A 15,852-nucleotide genomic window follows, 5' to 3' on the forward strand; every position below is an offset into this window, starting at 1 on the left:
TTCGTTCAACCTCCCCCCACAAAATGTACAAACTCTATCCGGTCACCTTCGGACAGCCGGGTGACGCCATATGCGTCCTTGGGCACCACTTCACCGTTTACTTCCACCAGAACTCGCCGCCCTTTCCAGGGTGTCTCTGCCAAAATATCGGCAACAGTAACACAATGCTGTCTTAGTAGGGTGTCTTTTCCATTCAGTTGAACCTGCATATCTTCACCTCCCCTCAAGCCATGCAGTCTGAATGGCTGTGTGGTAAGCTTCTGCTTGTGCCACTGGATCTGCTGCGCTGCTAATGCCAGATAGAATGGCAATCCCCTCTGCACCGCGCCTGATGACTGCTCCGGCATTGTCCGGCTGAATTCCTCCGATGGCAATGACCGGAACCGGGCATCTAGCTGCGGTTTCTTCGAGAATGTCCAGACCACGTGGGGGCAGACCCGGCTTGCTGGCAGATTCATAGACATGGCCAAAAAGGCAATAATCTGCTCCTTCACCCGCCGCGCTGACTGCTTCTTGTGGCGAATGGATGGAGCAGCCGATGCGCATTCCTGGGGCTAAAGGTCGCGCCGAAGTTACACGTAAGCTATGTCCTGCAAGCTGTACACCGCCGGTCCCTGCGGCAAGAGCGACATCCAATCGATCGTTCACAACAATAGCTTCCAGAGGGATGCCTGCTTGGTGCATTTGGGTTACGATTTCGAAAAGCGCTTTGGCTGTAAGCTGTCTATCCCGCAGGTGGAAATAGTCTACATAGGGGAGAACAGCTAGGGAAAGACGCAGCCAATCTGCAAGCGATATTCCTTCCGGGGAGATCAGATGCAGTTCAGGGCCGTTAGCGGCGGGAAATCGTTTTTTCATAAAAGGAATCGCTCCATGTTACGTAATGGTGTTGCACTCCATAAAATCCAACACAAAAAGCCGCCCTCCTGATCGGAAGACGGCTAAGCACGACAACGGAAAACAAGCCATAACAAAAGGCAAGCCCGGACTCTTAACGCGCACTTCCCTACGCTGGTATTAACCAGATCAGGTTCAAAGGGTCCGAATATTGCATTCGTCTCAGCCACGCGGCTCCCCTAGTGTCGGTTCGTATGAGATTGTTAATGTCACTATACACGATTATTCAGGGAGATACAATTGGAAATTGGGAAAATGTTGAATAAGAGTAGACGGATAAAATTCATAGAAATGAGGGCGAAGGTTGTTCTATCTTGGTATAATAAACGATAAGAAGAATGGAGCTAACCGATATGGAATTGCTCGATCCGAGAGTCGATTTTGTGTTCAAACGAATCTTTGGCAGTGAGAATAACAAGGATGTGTTGTTGGCTTTTCTGAACCGTATATTTATTCAGGCTGGAGAACCACCGCTTACCGAGATTATCCTGATGAACCCTTACACCGACAAGGACGATCCGCTCGACAAGCAGTCCATATTCGATGTTTATGCAAAGACAACTGAGGGTAAGCTGATCGATATCGAGATGCAGTTATTCAACAAGTATGATATTGAAAAGCGGACGCTGTTCTATTGGAGCAAACGGTATGCCAGTCAGCTTAAGGAAGGTGAAAAGTACCAGGAGTTGAAGAAGTGTGTGACGATCAACATTCTGAACTATGCTTTCCTGTCAAATGACGAATACCACAGTGTATTTCATCTCCGTGAAGACCGCACTGGAATACAGTTTATTGATGATATCGAGGTGCACTTTTTGGAGCTGCCGAAGCTTGAAGATATGATTCCTTCGAATAGCGGACTAGAAAATTGGCTGCTGTTCCTCAAAGGAGTAGACCCAACCCATTGGGAGGTGCTGAAGATGAATGAACCAGGACTGGAAAAGGCTATGGACACCCTGCAGTACTTAAGCCAGGATTCGGAGGCCCGCCGTTTGTATGAAGCCCGTCAGAAATATCTGCATGACGAAGCGTCAATGATCGAAGGGGCGAAGCAAGCCGGACTTAAAGCTGGTGTTGAGGAAGGAATTAAAGAGGGGATCAAAGAAGGGATCAAAGAGGTTGCCAAGAACATGCTGTCCTTGAATATGGATATCGCTACCATTTCCAAAGCAACTGGATTGTCGGAACAAGAGATTCTTGCGCTGAAAAAGTAGCTAGAGGATTGAAATAGTCAACTCTGTTCCGTGGAAAACTACAGCAAGTTTTATTGTGAATTTAAGAATAATTAGCTATTATATAGCTACAAATAAATACCGTGCTTGTTTTTATCCCCGGGTAAAAACGAAGAAAAGCATTGAGTCTCATTCCCGTTAGGGCCTATTTATTAGGAGGGGTGAGATTCAATGCTTTTTTTAAACCTATATAAGACGAACTTAAGAACCGAACGTAAGGCTCATCGTCACTACGGTGGAATGTTTGGACTTCCGGTCGCTGTTGTCCCCAGATTTCCTCTTTAATACCGCTTCTAGCGGTTGGAATCTGGTGACAAAGGCGATCGCTTCGCTCCTACAGTTCCAAACTTCCCCCTTCACTCCTCTTCGCTTTTCGTTACTTTCTTTTGTTCGGCTTATATAATTCTACTTTCCAGAGGTGCCACGAATGCGAATCTTAAGTGATAAGGATGTTAAAAAAGTATTGAATGTTCAGCAGGTAATTAACCTTGTTGAAGCAGTTTACAGAGCTAGAAGCGATAATAAAACTGAGACATGGCCAACTATTTTCTATGATTTTGATCCAGGCAAGGCAGATATGGACATTAAATCAGGCTACCTCAAGCAAGACAAAGTGTTTGGGCATAAAACAGTTACATGGTTTGCTGATAATGAGGAGAAAAATATTCCGACTTTAATGGGGCTGATTACTGTATTTGATGCGGAATCAGGGCAAGCGTTAGGCGTTACTAACGGTTCTTTCATTACAGGAATACGGACGGGGGCTTCGGGGGCGATCGGAGCCAAATATTTGGCTAGAAAAGAATCTGAGAACCTTTTTGTTGTAGGATCTGGCAACCAAGCTATATATCAAATTGCATGTGCTTTATATGCGCTGCCGAATTTGAAAGTAGTCAGAGTTGCTGCCAGAGATAGAGTGAAATTGAAAAGTTTTGTCGATAGTATACCGCATAGACTTCAAGATGAATTTGGGATGGAAGCCAACGCAATTATCTTTGAAGAAGTAGATGGTTTAGAGGATGCAGTGAAGAATAGTGACATTATCATAACGGTGACGTCTTCAAGAACTCCTATCATCCACATGGAGTGGGTAAAAAAAGGAACGCATATTTCTTGTATCGGTGCAGACATGGCAGGAAAACAGGAACTAGACTCACGCATTTTTTCAGGTGCCAGCATCTTCTTAGATGACAAAGAACACTGTATGCAGGTTGGCGAAATTGAGATTCCTCTTAAACAGGGCATTATTAATGAAAGTGATATAGCTGGTGAGATAGGTGATTTAATTTTAGGAAAAACAACTGGAAGAACGGATAATGAGCAAATCACTATATTTGATGCTACAGGTATGGCGATTTTGGATATCTACGCAGCGAAAATTGCATTACAACGTGCAGAAGAAAATGATCTTGGTGTCGAGTTTAACCTTTAAGGAGAGAATAAGAAAATGACTTTTAGCTATGAAAATGTGAAAAATGCTTATGATCGGATCAAGACTTATTTGAAAAAAACACCACTTGAGGAGTCCTTTTACTTAGGTGATGAAGACAGAAGATATTTTTTCAAGCTTGAGTCTCTACAAAGGGCGAAAAGTTTCAAAATCCGTGGGGCTTTAAACAAAATGATGACGTTAACGGAAGAAGAAAAAAGCTGTGGTGTGGCAGCCATTTCTTCAGGAAACCATGGAAGTGCCGTAAGCTATGCAGCATCCATCTTGGGAGTCAAAAATGTAACTGTAATTGTGCCACAAACAACTCCTCAAAGTAAGATAGATAAAATTAAGTATTTTGGGGCGAATGTAATGCTATTAGGTGGTACTTTTGATGAGGCTCATTCATTAGGTATGAAGTATATTCGTGAGCACGGGTTAACCTATATTGACGCCTACTATAGTGATCCAGAAATCTATGGTGGACAAGGTACCGTTGCCATTGAAATTCTGGAACAGAATAAAGATATTGATACTATAGTAGTTCCGGTAGGCGGTGGAGGTCTTATTACGGGGATCGCGGTTGCGGCGAAATTTATTAAACCATCTATCCGTATTATTGGCGTACAAACAGAGGCTTGTCCTGCAATGTTAAAGTCTTACGAAGACAATGTCTTCTATGAAGAATATCCTAGCGAAGAATCATTGTGTGATGCTCTGCTTGGTGGGGTTGGGAAACTGAGTTATGAGATGGCAAAAGATTATGTTGATGATTTCATAGCCGTTTCAGAAGACTCTATCGCCAAAGCTGTAAGTTTTATAGCCAAAGAAGAGAAATATATTATAGAAGCAGGAAGTGGTACAGCAGTTGCAGCCATTATGGACTACAGAGAAAGAGTTGGAGGAACAAACATTGCGCTTGTTCTAAGCGGAGGCAACATTGATGGGGATGTCTTAACATCTATATTGAGCAAGTATTGATTGTAGTGGCGAACCCGTTAACTGTAAAAGAAATCGAGACGACAGGATTTGAACCTGCGACCTCTTGCTCCCGAAGCAAGCGCTCTACCAAGCTGAGCCACGTCTCGTTGTTAGCAGTCGTAATGCTCTAGTTAATTGAGATTATACGCTTGTGTTAACGTGGTGTAAATTGGAATTTTGGTGACGAGTTGCGGAATATGTGCGGGTTAGATTGACAGGAATCAGGGCTGTGGATATACTTGAAATGTTAAAAAGCAAATGTGATAAAACGTTGATGAAATGGAGTACACCGGAAGATGGCTTGCACAGAGAACGGGTTCCTTTACGAAGATGTTCGTAATGGCTGTGAGAACCCTGGAGACAGGCCGGTGGAAAGCTGATTTCGGAGTGCGGGTTCAAGTCCGCCGGGGGTTCCCGTTAACAGCCGCGACAAGGCGATCGTCTGTAGTTTTCCCGCTATAACGGGATAAGGCGATAACCAGGGTGGTACCGCGATCTAATCGTCCCTGAATTTTCAGGGGCGTTTTTTTGTTTTCCATTTGTTTTTCGAAATAACCGTGATCTCAAAATTAAGGATAAGACGGGGGCTGTATACGATGAAAGCAAGTGAAATCCGTTCCAAATGGTTGCAATTTTTCGAAAGTAAAAGTCACAAAATCGAGCCGAGCGCCTCGCTCGTACCTCACAACGATCCATCGTTGCTGTGGATCAATGCCGGGATGGCGCCGCTGAAGGCGTACTTTGACGGCCGGGAGATTCCTGAGAATCCACGTCTGACCAATTCCCAAAAGTGTATCCGTACCAACGATATCGAGAACGTCGGCAAGACACGTCGTCACCATACGTTCTTCGAGATGTTGGGTAACTTCTCTATCGGCGACTATTTCAAGGAAGAAGCGATTACCTGGGCTTGGGAATTCCTGACGGGCAAAGAGTGGATCGGCTTTGATCCAAACCGCATCTCTGTAACTGTATACGCTGAGGATGAAGAAGCCTTCAAGCTGTGGAACGAAAAAGTCGGCTTGCCGGCTGAACGCATCATTAAGCTAGGTGACGAGAACTTCTGGGATATCGGCGAAGGCCCTTGCGGACCTTGCTCGGAGATTTTCTATGACCGCGGCGAAGCCTACGGCAACGATCTGACGGATCCGGAAATGTATCCAGGCGGGGAAAATGAGCGTTGGCTGGAAGTCTGGAACCTGGTATTCTCCCAGTTCAACCATAATAAAGACGGTAGCTATACACCGCTTCCTAACAAGAATATTGATACAGGCGCAGGTCTGGAACGTTTTGCTTCGATCCTGCAGGATGTAGATTCCAACTTCGATACGGACTTGTTCCAGCCGATTATTCAGAAGACAGCCAAGCTTGCAGGTGTAAATTATAAGGATAGCCTGGAGCAGGATATTGCACTTAAAGTCATTGCTGACCATGTGCGTACAGTTACTTTCGCTGTGGGTGATGGCGTTCTTCCTTCTAATGAAGGTCGTGGATACATTATCCGTCGTTTGCTTCGCCGCGCAGTCCGTTACGGAAAGACACTGGGTCTGGATCGTCCATTCCTGCATGAGCTGACTGAAACCGTAGGCGACATTATGGGCGTGTACTATCCGTCTGTGGTGGAGAACCGCGAATATATCGCGAAGATTATCCGTACGGAAGAAGAGCGTTTCCACGAGACACTGTCCGACGGTCTGGCCATCCTTAGTGAAATCAGCAGCAAAGCTAAAGAGAGCGGCGCTAATGTGATCGGTGGTAAAGATGCGTTCAAATTGTATGATACTTACGGCTTCCCGTTTGACCTGACAGAAGATTTTGCAGCTGAACAGGGATTGACCGTGGACCGCGAAGGCTTCGATGCAGCAATGCAGGAGCAGCGTGACCGTGCGAGAGCCGCACGCCAGGATGGCGGCAGTATGAAAATTCAGGGCGGAGCCCTTTCTGAACTGACGGTTAAAAGCGAGTTTGTTGGTTATAATGACTCGGTAACCGAATCCAAAATTGTGGCGATTGTTGTCGACAATGAGCTGGCAGATATCGCTGGCGAAGGCACAGAGGCCCAAGTTATTCTGGATACCACACCGTTCTACGCGGAAAGTGGCGGTCAGGTAAGTGACACTGGTGTGCTGAGCGGCGGTTCCGTAACCGCTAAAGTCAAGGGGTTGTTCAAGGCACCGCATGGACAGCATGTACACCTGGTAACAGTAGAAGCTGGCGAGCTGCGGGTAGGCGATACCGTTCGTGCCGAGGTCAATCGCGCTGAGCGTGAGGACATCGTGAAGAACCACACCGCTACTCACTTGCTGCACAAAGCGCTTAAGGAAGTGCTGGGCGGACATGTTAATCAGGCAGGATCTTTGGTAGAAGGTGGACGTCTGCGCTTTGACTTCTCACACTTTGGTGCTATTACGCCTGAAGAGCTCAGTGAAATTGAGCACCGTGTAAACGAGCAAATCTGGCGCGGTCTGGATGTAGTAATTGAGAACAAACCGATTGACGAAGCCAAGGCAATGGGAGCTATGGCATTGTTCGGTGAAAAATATGGCAACATCGTCCGCGTGGTTCAGGTTGGCGACTACAGCTTGGAGCTGTGTGGTGGCTGCCACGTTAGCAATACTTCGCAGATTGGTATCTTCAAGCTGCTCAGCGAGAGCGGCATCGGCTCCGGTGTGCGCCGGATCGAGGCCGTAACTGGACGCTATGCATACCAGTTCACTGAGAGTCAGCTGGATCTGCTCAAACAATCCGCAGGACTGCTGAAGTCTTCCCTGAATGATGTGCCGAAACGGATTGAAGCTCTGCATGGTCAAGTGCGTGAGCTGTCGCGTGAGAACGAGTCACTGCAATCCAAGCTGAGTGCTACATTTGCAGCTGAGCTTACTAGTAGTGTCAAGACGGTTGGTAGCGGCACGCAACTACTGGCTGTATCTGTCCAAGCAGGCAGCATGGATGCACTGCGTTCCACAGCCGACGAGCTGAAGGCCAAGCTGCCTGACGCAGTGCTTGTTCTGGGCGCAGCCATGGACGACAAAGTGAACTTTGTCGTAGCCGTACCTCAAGAGCTGGTGAAGCGCGGCTACCATGCCGGCAAGCTGGTGAAGGAAGTTGCTGCGGTATGCGGCGGCGGTGGCGGCGGACGTCCAGATATGGCGCAAGCTGGCGGTAAAGATGCTTCGAAGCTGGCCGAGGCTTTGGCCAAGGCTGAAGAACTGGTAGCAGCCCTGGGATAAGCGAGCGTTCGAACTTTGGTCCAAAGGGCCAAAGCCGAAATTTCATTTGCGAAGACAGACAGCGGTACTGAGTCTTTCCTCTCAGTACCGCTGCTTCGTGGCTGGGCCATCTGATTTAGGTGAAATATGGTTTTGGCAATAGCTTAAAGACCAAAAAATTCACGTTTTTTGTAGATGAAATGCCAAAAAAAGCGTTATATCTAGGCAGGATTTTCTTGTTGGGGCATGAATATGTTATGATGAGGGCAGCAAGTGAGCTGTACAGCAGCGAGTTTGCGAAGGCGCCTGCTACAGGTGATTTGCAGAAGGAAGGTGTCACATATGGACTCCATGGACAAAACAGTTAAATTCAATGTGAAGGGCGACGAGAAGGAAGCTTCTCCCGAGGAAATTCTGCTTGCGGTATATAATGCGCTCGTAGATAAGGAGTATCACCCGATCAACCAGATCGTAGGGTATCTTCTTTCCGGAGATCCGGCTTATATTCCCCGTCACAACAATGCTAGAAGTTTGGTCCGGAGAAAAGAACGTGATGAGCTGATTGAGGAACTGGTGCGGTTCTACTTAGCCAATCATCAGGTGGATAAAACCAAATGAAGATGCTAGGTTTGGATTATGGCGACCGTAGAATCGGCGTCGCCGCAAGTGATATTTTCGGCTGGACGGCACAATCTCTGGAGACCATTGAGCGGCGCGGAGACGGAAGAGAGTTCGAACGCATCCGCGAACTCGTCAAGGAGCATGAAATCGGAGAAATCGTGGTTGGGCTGCCGAAGAACATGAACGGCACCGTAGGTCCCCGTGGTGAAATCTGCATAGAGTTCGCTGACAAGCTTCGGGAACAATTGGAAATGCCCGTACACCTTTGGGATGAGCGTCTGACGACGGTATCCGCCGAGCGGGTGCTGATTGAAGGGGACGTGAGCCGAAAGAAGCGCAAAGGGATTGTGGACAAAATGGCTGCAGCCCTGATTTTGCAAAATTTTTTGGATGCTAACAGTAAAAGGTGAGGGGTGCGCATATGACAAACGAACATATTGGCCAAGAAGAAGAACCGGAAATTATCTATATTCCCGATGAGGAAGGTAATGAAGAGGAATTCGAGGTCATCATGAAGTTTGAGGTTGACGGTTCGGATGCCAAGTACATGATGGTAGTTCCGCTGGATTCCGAAGACGAAGAGTCCGACGAAGTGTACGCCTTCCGCTATGAGGAAGACGGCGATGATCTGCAACTGTTCATGATCGAGAATGACGAGGAGTGGGAGATCGTCGAAGAGACGTTCAATACCCTGGTCGACGAGCTGGACGGGGGAGCAGAGAATGACTGAGTTGTCCGCTGATCAGGCGGTATGGACTTCCCGTCTTAAAGATGCGTATGGAGAGACTGTAGAACTGGAAGATGAGCAGGGCAAATCTTCCGTTTACGATATTATTGCGGAGTTTGAAGTCGGTGGCCGCGGTTATGCGGTGCTGGAGGGTTCCGGCAAGAACGGAGAATATGATATTCTTCGGATTGTAGTCTCGCCTGACGGGCTTCCTGAACTGGAAGTCATCGTCGACGATGAAGAATGGGAAGATATTTCAGAGCTGTATGACGAGCTTACTTTTCCAGAGGAAGATTTGGAATAGGACGCTGGCGGCGTACATCACATTTAGAATTGGCATGAAGGAGGGCGGAGTATTCCGCGCTCTTTTTGCTTGGAAAGGCTTAATTTAACTGGACCTATAATTCCTTGTATAATCTATAAATTGGGCTTTGACAGCGATCGGAAGAACCCTCTGAGCCCGTAATGCCCCCATGCAGCGTCAACCGCTGATTTTGGTATAGAGCCATAAAATTATAGGTTGAATTTGGGACGATAGAATTTTATACTTTATAGTCGAATCGATTTCATAATCCATAAGTGAGCGTCTAATCATCGATATCTAGTTGGACATGGTTTAGGTGTAACTAGATATCATACCTATTCGGATTGAAATCCGCATTATGAAATCGATTCAGTCGGAAAGTGAGGAGATCCATTGAAATCCGCAATCCGCACTGTGCTGCTGATCCTTCTTCTGCTAATAGCAGTGGGAGGTGGAGGAGCGTGGTATATTTGGAACGGGATGCAACCGGTAGCTCCTGCCGGACAGCCCGTAACGTTCACGATTGAGAAGGGCACGGGAAGCGCAGGAATTGCTGACCTGCTTGAGAAGAACGGGATAATCCGCAACAGTCTTTTTTTCAAAGGATATCTGAAATGGACCAAAGAAGGCTCGAAATTCAAGGCTGGCACCTATATGGCGAAACCAGGCGACACCTATGATGAGCTAATTGCAAGGCTAAACGCTGGCGATGTGGTCAAGGAAGAGACCCTGACTTTCACCATTCCTGAAGGGTACACGGCAGAACAGGTGGCAGACAAGCTAGCTGTTGCCTCCAAGCTGAATGCGGCTGTCTTTGTGGATCTTATGAATTCCGGCAAGGCGCTGAAAGAAGCCGACGTCCTTGGTATTCCCCAGGAACCAATGCTGCGTCATCGTCTGGAGGGATATCTGTTCCCGGAAACCTATGAGTTGCCGAAGAATAGTACACCACAGGAAATTCTGGAAGCGATGTTGGAACAGCTGGCGAAGAAGCTTGATACCATTCCGAATTGGCACGAAAAGCTCAAAGCAAGAGGCCTCAGTCTGCATGAGTTGCTGACCGTCGCTTCCCTGGTGGAACGTGAGGTTGTAGTTGACAGGGAACGTCCGCTGGTAGCGGGAGTGATCTATAACCGGCTGAAGAAAGAACAGAAGCTGGAGATTGACGCCACGGTTCAGTACCTGCTGGATCAACCGAAGGAAAGACTGCTCTACAAGGATCTTGAGATTGAGAGTCCTTATAATACGTACAGGCATGCAGGGCTTCCGCCGGGACCAATTTGCAACCCTGGTTTGCCGTCGATCCAGGCGGCGCTGGAGCCGGAAGCTTCTGATTATTATTTCTATGTCACGAAGAAGGATGGCAGCAAGGGTCATCTCTTTGCCAAGACGTATAAGGAACATTTAGCCAATATTCAAAAAAGCAAACAAACTTCGCAGTAACGCATTACAATGGAGGGTGGTGCATACTGTGGGCCTGCTCAAGGTGCCGCAGGTCATCACCGGCTTGCAAGCTGTGACAGACGTAGGAGGATTATCAATGAACAAAAAACCGGAGCTGCTGGCGACGGCAGCATCGCTGGAAGAAGCGGCAGTCTTGCTGGATGCAGGCGCAGATGCGCTGTTGATCGGGGATGACCGTTTTGGCATGAGGTTGGCTGGGCATTTTACATTAGAAGATACCAAGGCAGTCGTAGAGATGGCCCATGCCCGGGGCTGCAAAATCGTTGCTGGGCTGGGCGGTCTGATGCCCAACAGCTTGCTGGAAGAACTGCCAGCCTATGTGAAAGCTATAGGCGAATTGGGTGTTGACGCTATTGAATTCGGTGACCCGGCGGTGCTGGCTGCCGTGCGACAGGAGGCACCGGGCCTCAAGCTGCACTGGAACGCGGAGATGACATCCACCAACTACGCTACGTCTAACTATTGGGGACGCAAAGGCGCATCCCGGGTTGTATTGGCTCGTGAGCTGAATATGGACGAGATTACGGAGATGGTGCCGCTGCTGGAAATAGAGGCCCAGGTTCAGGTGCATGGCATGACGAATATTTATCATTCCAAGCGTAAGCTCGTAGCGAGTTACATGACCCACCAAGGACGTCCAACAGATGGCGGAAGCCTGGGCAAGGAGCGCGGTCTATTCCTGGTTGAAGCCGAGCGTCCGGGTGAGATATTTCCGATTTATGAAGATGACAACGGCACTCATATTATGAGTTCGGATGATATTTGCATTATGGAAGACCTGCATATCATGCTGGAAGCAGGTGTGCAGAGCTTTAAGATTGAAGGGCTGCTGAAGCCGACAGCTTATAATGTTGCCGTTGTTCGAGCTTACCGCACAGCGATTGATGCGTATGCAGCTGATCCTGAAGGTTATGCCTTCCAGGAGGAATGGCTGGATGAGGTTCGTAAGCTGCAGGACCCTGAGCGCGAGCTGTCCTTCGGATTCTTTTATAAAGAGCAAGTGTACTAAACGTATAGACCCCGCAGAATGGGGAAATGGAGGGGAGAACAGGAATGAGTACCATGACCAAGCCGCAGCATAAGGGCAAACGTTATCGTCTGGACAAACCGGAGCTCCTGGCTCCGGCGGGCAATTTGGAAAAATTGAAATTCGCCGTACATTATGGTGCAGATGCCGTCTATATTGGCGGCCAGAAATATGGCTTGCGTTCCAATGCTGACAATTTCAGTTTTGAGGAAATGCGCGAAGGTGTAGAATTCGCCAAGAAATATGGCGCGAAAGTCTTTGTAGCAACGAACATCTATGCTCACAATGAAGATGTCGCGGGGATTGAAGAATACCTGCGTAATTTATATGAAGCCGGCATCGCCGCGATCATTGTAGCCGACCCAGCCATTGTCGATACGGCTCGCCGCCTGGTTCCGGGTCTGGAGGTGCATCTCAGCACCCAACAGTCTACTTTGAACTGGCAAGCTGTATCCTTCTGGAAGGAGGAGGGGCTGCCTCGTGTCGTTCTCGGCCGGGAGACTAGCCTGGAGGAAATTGCCGAGATCAAGAAGCATGTGGATATTGAGATTGAGAGCTTTATCCACGGCGCGATGTGTTCCTCCTACTCCGGTCGCTGTGTACTATCCAATCACTTCACAGACCGGGACTCTAACCGTGGGGGCTGCTGTCAGTCATGCCGCTGGAAATACGATCTGTTCGAGGATGCGCGTCCGGAAGGAACCTGGGTGTCTGAAGAAGAGCAGGCGGAAGCTATGCAGTCTCCTGAGCGTCTGCTGCCAGGAGTGACTCAGCTTCCACTGCATGAGCCACAGGACAATCCATTCACCATGGGGTCCAAAGACTTGTGCATGTTGGAGAGCATCCCCGATTTGATCGAAGTCGGCATCGACAGCTTCAAGATTGAAGGCCGGATGAAATCCATTCACTATGTGGCTACCGTAGTAAATGCTTATCGTAAGGCGATTGATGCCTACATGGCTGATCCTGAAGGCTATGTACTGAAGCCAGAATGGCTGGAAGAGCTGAACAAAGCGGCGAACCGTCCGCTGAACACAGGCTTTTTCTACGATACGCCGGACCATGAGGATCATATCTATGAACCTGAAGAAAAAGCGGCTCCGTATGATTTTGCCGGATTGGTGCTGGAGTATGATGCTGAGACAGGTACCGCACTGATTCAGCAACGCAATCACTTCAAGCCGGGCCAGCAAGTGGAGTTCTTTGGACCGAACGATACCTTTTTCAAGCAGACGGTAGGAGAGATCTGGGACGAGGAAGGCAATTCGCTGGATGCCGCCCGTCACCCGCTGCAGAAGGTGCGCATGAAGGTAGATGCACCAGTGGCTTATTTTGACATGATGCGTAAAAGAAAATAAGAATTGACAAAGATACGGGACTTTCCTCTCTCAAGCGAGGATGGTCCCGTTTTTGAGTTTCCTAAATAGGCTAAAAGTTACAAACTCATGGAAAAGATTATTCAAAAAACCTAAGAAAAAAAGGACTGTTTGCCGATATATATGTCAGACAACGCTTACATACATCTCTAATCTAACTGGTGGGTGATCTAATGGGAACTCCGGAACAGGAGAGTAAGAGTGATGAGCAGAAAGAGAGAAGGATGAGAGTGGGAAAGAATGAGAAGTCGGTGAAAGAAAACACAGAGAAAAAGAACCAGCGTAAGTCCGGTGCATCCAGTATCGGCAAGCTCAAAAGCGGCGTAAAATCAGGCGTAAGCATGAAAAGCGTGCTGCGGGGCTCGGTGAGTCAGATGAAAAGAGTAAATCCGGTGAAATCTGTCGGGGTCAAGCTGTTCCTGATCTTTTTATCGTCCATCGTGATTGTCGTACTGCTTCTGGGTTTGTTGTCGTATTCAAAAGCGAAAAGTACGATTAAGAGTAATGTCGCAGAGGCCAACCGTCAAACGGTCATTCAGACCTCGGAGAAGATGGACATCATACTCAAACAATATGAGACGCTTGCGCTTCAGTTGTTTTTTGATCCGCAGATTCAGGGTGATCTGACGTCACTGAGCAAAGCGGATACCTATTACGATAAATTTGTAGCTTCAAGTACCATCGGCAAGAAGCTATCGAGCCAAACGACCTCCGATTCCAACGTAGTCAGCATCTCTTTGATTCCAGAAGAGGCGAATTCCGATGTTATTACCACTGGTAGCTCGGGCCTGGTGCTTGAAGGGATCAGAGACACGGATTGGTTCAAGCAGGCGGTTGAACGGACCAAAGAATATAAATCGCATTATTCCGATACGAATGGCGCACAGAATTACTGGTTCTCTACTGCAGTCGAGGGCAAAGGCGGAACGAATATCGCTATGGTACGCTCACTCCGAAATCTCGGTGAGAATTCAGGGTATGTGATGCTGCTAGAACTGAAAAATAATATGCTGGAAGACGCCTTCAAGAGTGTTAAGCTGGGCGACGGTGCCCGTATCCAATTGGTAGATCCTAATGGTATCGTCATCGCCTCTAATATACTCGCAGATGATGGGAAGGAATCCAAGTTTGCATTTATCAAAGACAGCAAGACAAAGAATAAAAGTCAGGAGAATACAAACGAAGAAGGAAAGCAGGTTCTGGCTGTCTTCAATCCAATGACCAAAGCGGACTGGAAGCTGTCTGGTATTATTCCTACTGGGGAGTTGGTCAAGGAGGCTTATCCAATCCTCCTTACTACCTTTGTTGCTGCCGGGGGAGCAGCCTTGCTTGCCATCCTTCTTGGCTACTGGATGGTTCGCATGATTGCCCGTCCGCTATCCCGGCTTAAGGATCTGATGGTAGAAGGGGCAAAGGGCGACCTAAGTGTTCGTACCGAATATGCATCGCAGGATGAAATCGGCCAATTGTCCGCATCCTTCAATACGATGATGGGACGAATTACAGAGCTTGTGGCGCAGACGACCGAAACGGCACGTGACGTACTGGAAACTGCCGGAGAGCTGGGCGATGCTTCACGCAAAACAGCTGTGTCTGCCAAAGAAATCGCCGCAGCCACAGAAGAGATTGCCGGTGGTGCAGGCAGTCTGGCCTTGGAGGCAGAGCGCGGCAATGAATTGACTGAACTGATCGCTACGCAAATGCAGACGGTTGTGTCTGCCAATTCCGAGATGGATGAAGCAGCGCGCAGTGTCGGAGAGGCCAGCAGCAGAGGTGCTAATCAGTTGGAGGAGCTACTGGGTCAGACGAGCCGTACGGGAGAGATGACAGGAGCGCTGGTCGCGCGTGTCAACAATCTGAAAGAAACGGTGTTCTCTGTCATCAAAGTACTGGATGTCATGAAGAATATTACCCAGCAGACGAACATTCTGTCCCTGAATGCTACAATTGAAGCCGCACGCGCAGGCGAAGCCGGCCGGGGCTTCATGGTTGTTGCCGGAGAGGTCCGCCAACTGGCAGACCAGTCCAAGCAGTCGATTGCGCTGGTGGCCGGAATTACTGACAAGATCATGACCGAGATGAATGAGACAGTCGCTGTCTTGTCCGAAGTTACGCCACTCTTTGAGGCGCAAATGGGTTCGGTGAAGAACACTAGTGATATCTTCGTATCCGTAAAAGAACAAATGGATGAATTTATTATGAGTTTGGAGTCTGTAACGGCCTCCATCAACAGTCTGAGTCATTCTCAAGGGGTCTTGTCTGAAGCGATGGGCAATGTAAGTGCCGTTGCCCAGCAATCGTCTGCGACCTCGGAAGAAGTAGCCTCGCTAAGCAGCGAGCAGCAGAATGTCAGCGATCAATTAGTATCGCTGTCCGGGAAGCTGGAAAGCGCATCAGGGCAATTGAAGGAAAAGCTGTCCTTGTTCACAATTTAAATAACACTACTGACAAGCTACCGGGCCTACGAATACCGGTCACTGCCGCCTCTTATCCTTGGAGAGGCGGCAGTTTTATTTTTCAAGGAGGAAAAAATAAGTAAATAAGGAGTTGCATCTCAAATTGTCTGCGTACAACTATATCACAGC

General features: G+C 48.2%; 14 protein-coding genes, 1 tRNA gene and 1 riboswitch. Of the genes, 12 read left to right on the plus strand and 3 right to left on the minus strand.

The window, feature by feature from the left end; translation table 11 throughout:
* Positions 1-5: 5 nt before the first annotated feature.
* Positions 6-209 carry a sulfur carrier protein ThiS gene (gene thiS, locus ACFORK_RS25225; RefSeq protein ID WP_379204300.1) on the minus strand — a complete coding sequence of 68 codons (204 nt, stop codon included), beginning with the start codon at positions 207-209 and terminating at the stop codon, positions 6-8.
* 4 nt (positions 210-213) lie between these two features.
* On the minus strand, positions 214-858 hold the full coding sequence (locus tag ACFORK_RS25230) for a thiamine phosphate synthase (protein ID WP_379204302.1): 645 nt from the start codon (positions 856-858) through the stop codon (positions 214-216).
* 128 nt (positions 859-986) lie between these two features.
* Positions 987-1,088: riboswitch (TPP riboswitch) on the minus strand.
* A gap of 162 nt (positions 1,089-1,250) precedes the next feature.
* On the opposite strand from ACFORK_RS25230, the gene ACFORK_RS25235 reads away from it, so the two are divergent.
* The 3 genes from ACFORK_RS25235 to ACFORK_RS25245 all read left to right on the plus strand — a co-directional run bounded on the left by ACFORK_RS25235 (position 1,251) and on the right by ACFORK_RS25245 (position 4,539).
* Positions 1,251-2,111 carry an Rpn family recombination-promoting nuclease/putative transposase gene (locus ACFORK_RS25235; RefSeq protein ID WP_483874858.1) on the plus strand — a complete coding sequence of 287 codons (861 nt, stop codon included), beginning with the start codon at positions 1,251-1,253 and terminating at the stop codon, positions 2,109-2,111.
* Positions 2,112-2,556: 445 nt separating this feature from the next.
* Positions 2,557-3,561 carry an ornithine cyclodeaminase family protein gene (locus ACFORK_RS25240; protein ID WP_379204306.1) on the plus strand — a complete coding sequence of 335 codons (1,005 nt, stop codon included), beginning with the start codon at positions 2,557-2,559 and terminating at the stop codon, positions 3,559-3,561.
* Between the two features lie 15 nt (positions 3,562-3,576).
* A complete protein-coding gene (locus ACFORK_RS25245) occupies positions 3,577-4,539 on the plus strand; it encodes a threonine ammonia-lyase (protein ID WP_379204308.1) in 963 nt (320 codons plus the stop codon).
* A gap of 33 nt (positions 4,540-4,572) precedes the next feature.
* Here the strand turns inward: ACFORK_RS25245 and ACFORK_RS25250 are convergent.
* A tRNA-Pro gene (locus ACFORK_RS25250) sits at positions 4,573-4,646 on the minus strand.
* 489 nt (positions 4,647-5,135) lie between these two features.
* On the opposite strand from ACFORK_RS25250, the gene alaS reads away from it, so the two are divergent.
* From alaS to ACFORK_RS25295, 9 genes are all read left to right on the plus strand, one after another.
* Positions 5,136-7,769, plus strand: coding sequence for an alanine--tRNA ligase (alaS, locus tag ACFORK_RS25255; protein WP_379204310.1), 2,634 nt, complete (start codon positions 5,136-5,138; stop codon positions 7,767-7,769).
* Between the two features lie 321 nt (positions 7,770-8,090).
* Positions 8,091-8,366, plus strand: coding sequence for an IreB family regulatory phosphoprotein (locus ACFORK_RS25260; RefSeq protein WP_379204467.1), 276 nt, complete (start codon positions 8,091-8,093; stop codon positions 8,364-8,366).
* On the plus strand, positions 8,363-8,779 hold the full coding sequence (gene ruvX / locus ACFORK_RS25265; protein ID WP_379204312.1) for a Holliday junction resolvase RuvX: 417 nt from the start codon (positions 8,363-8,365) through the stop codon (positions 8,777-8,779). Before ACFORK_RS25260 ends, ruvX begins: the two co-directional genes overlap by 4 nt.
* 11 nt (positions 8,780-8,790) lie before the next feature.
* The gene (locus ACFORK_RS25270; protein WP_379204314.1) at positions 8,791-9,099 is read left to right on the plus strand and encodes a DUF1292 domain-containing protein; all 309 of its coding nucleotides are present in this window, start codon (positions 8,791-8,793) and stop codon (positions 9,097-9,099) included.
* On the plus strand, positions 9,092-9,400 hold the full coding sequence (locus tag ACFORK_RS25275; protein ID WP_379204316.1) for a DUF1292 domain-containing protein: 309 nt from the start codon (positions 9,092-9,094) through the stop codon (positions 9,398-9,400). The genes ACFORK_RS25270 and ACFORK_RS25275 overlap by 8 nt, the downstream gene beginning before the upstream one ends.
* Before the next feature lie 393 nt (positions 9,401-9,793).
* On the plus strand, positions 9,794-10,843 hold the full coding sequence (gene mltG, locus ACFORK_RS25280) for an endolytic transglycosylase MltG (protein ID WP_379204318.1): 1,050 nt from the start codon (positions 9,794-9,796) through the stop codon (positions 10,841-10,843).
* Positions 10,844-10,940: 97 nt separating this feature from the next.
* Complete coding sequence (locus ACFORK_RS25285; protein WP_379204320.1) at positions 10,941-11,873, plus strand: peptidase U32 family protein; 933 nt, start codon at positions 10,941-10,943, stop codon at positions 11,871-11,873.
* Positions 11,874-11,917: 44 nt separating this feature from the next.
* Positions 11,918-13,249 (plus strand): peptidase U32 family protein, encoded by a 1,332-nt coding sequence (locus ACFORK_RS25290; protein ID WP_379204322.1) that lies wholly within the window; start codon positions 11,918-11,920, stop codon positions 13,247-13,249.
* A 191-nt stretch (positions 13,250-13,440) separates the two neighbouring features.
* Entirely contained in the window at positions 13,441-15,702 is a 2,262-nt protein-coding gene (locus tag ACFORK_RS25295) for a methyl-accepting chemotaxis protein (RefSeq protein WP_379204324.1), read from the plus strand.
* Positions 15,703-15,852 lie beyond the last annotated feature (150 nt).

The organism is Paenibacillus sp. GCM10012306 (genome assembly GCF_042649265.1).
Lineage (GTDB): Bacteria > Bacillota > Bacilli > Paenibacillales > Paenibacillaceae > Paenibacillus_AQ.

Coding starts and splice junctions, on each gene's coding strand:
- ACFORK_RS25260 (WP_379204467.1), top strand. CDS start 8,091: ATGGACTCCATGGACAAAACAGTTAAATTCAATGTGAAGGGCGACGAG.
- ACFORK_RS25295 (WP_379204324.1), top strand. CDS start 13,441: ATGGGAACTCCGGAACAGGAGAGTAAGAGTGATGAGCAGAAAGAGAGA.
- ACFORK_RS25235 (WP_483874858.1), top strand. CDS start 1,251: ATGGAATTGCTCGATCCGAGAGTCGATTTTGTGTTCAAACGAATCTTT.
- ACFORK_RS25230 (WP_379204302.1), bottom strand. CDS start 858: ATGAAAAAACGATTTCCCGCCGCTAACGGCCCTGAACTGCATCTGATC.
- ACFORK_RS25270 (WP_379204314.1), top strand. CDS start 8,791: ATGACAAACGAACATATTGGCCAAGAAGAAGAACCGGAAATTATCTAT.
- ACFORK_RS25290 (WP_379204322.1), top strand. CDS start 11,918: ATGAGTACCATGACCAAGCCGCAGCATAAGGGCAAACGTTATCGTCTG.
- ruvX (WP_379204312.1), top strand. CDS start 8,363: ATGAAGATGCTAGGTTTGGATTATGGCGACCGTAGAATCGGCGTCGCC.
- alaS (WP_379204310.1), top strand. CDS start 5,136: ATGAAAGCAAGTGAAATCCGTTCCAAATGGTTGCAATTTTTCGAAAGT.
- ACFORK_RS25285 (WP_379204320.1), top strand. CDS start 10,941: ATGAACAAAAAACCGGAGCTGCTGGCGACGGCAGCATCGCTGGAAGAA.
- thiS (WP_379204300.1), bottom strand. CDS start 209: ATGCAGGTTCAACTGAATGGAAAAGACACCCTACTAAGACAGCATTGT.
- ACFORK_RS25275 (WP_379204316.1), top strand. CDS start 9,092: ATGACTGAGTTGTCCGCTGATCAGGCGGTATGGACTTCCCGTCTTAAA.
- ACFORK_RS25245 (WP_379204308.1), top strand. CDS start 3,577: ATGACTTTTAGCTATGAAAATGTGAAAAATGCTTATGATCGGATCAAG.
- ACFORK_RS25240 (WP_379204306.1), top strand. CDS start 2,557: ATGCGAATCTTAAGTGATAAGGATGTTAAAAAAGTATTGAATGTTCAG.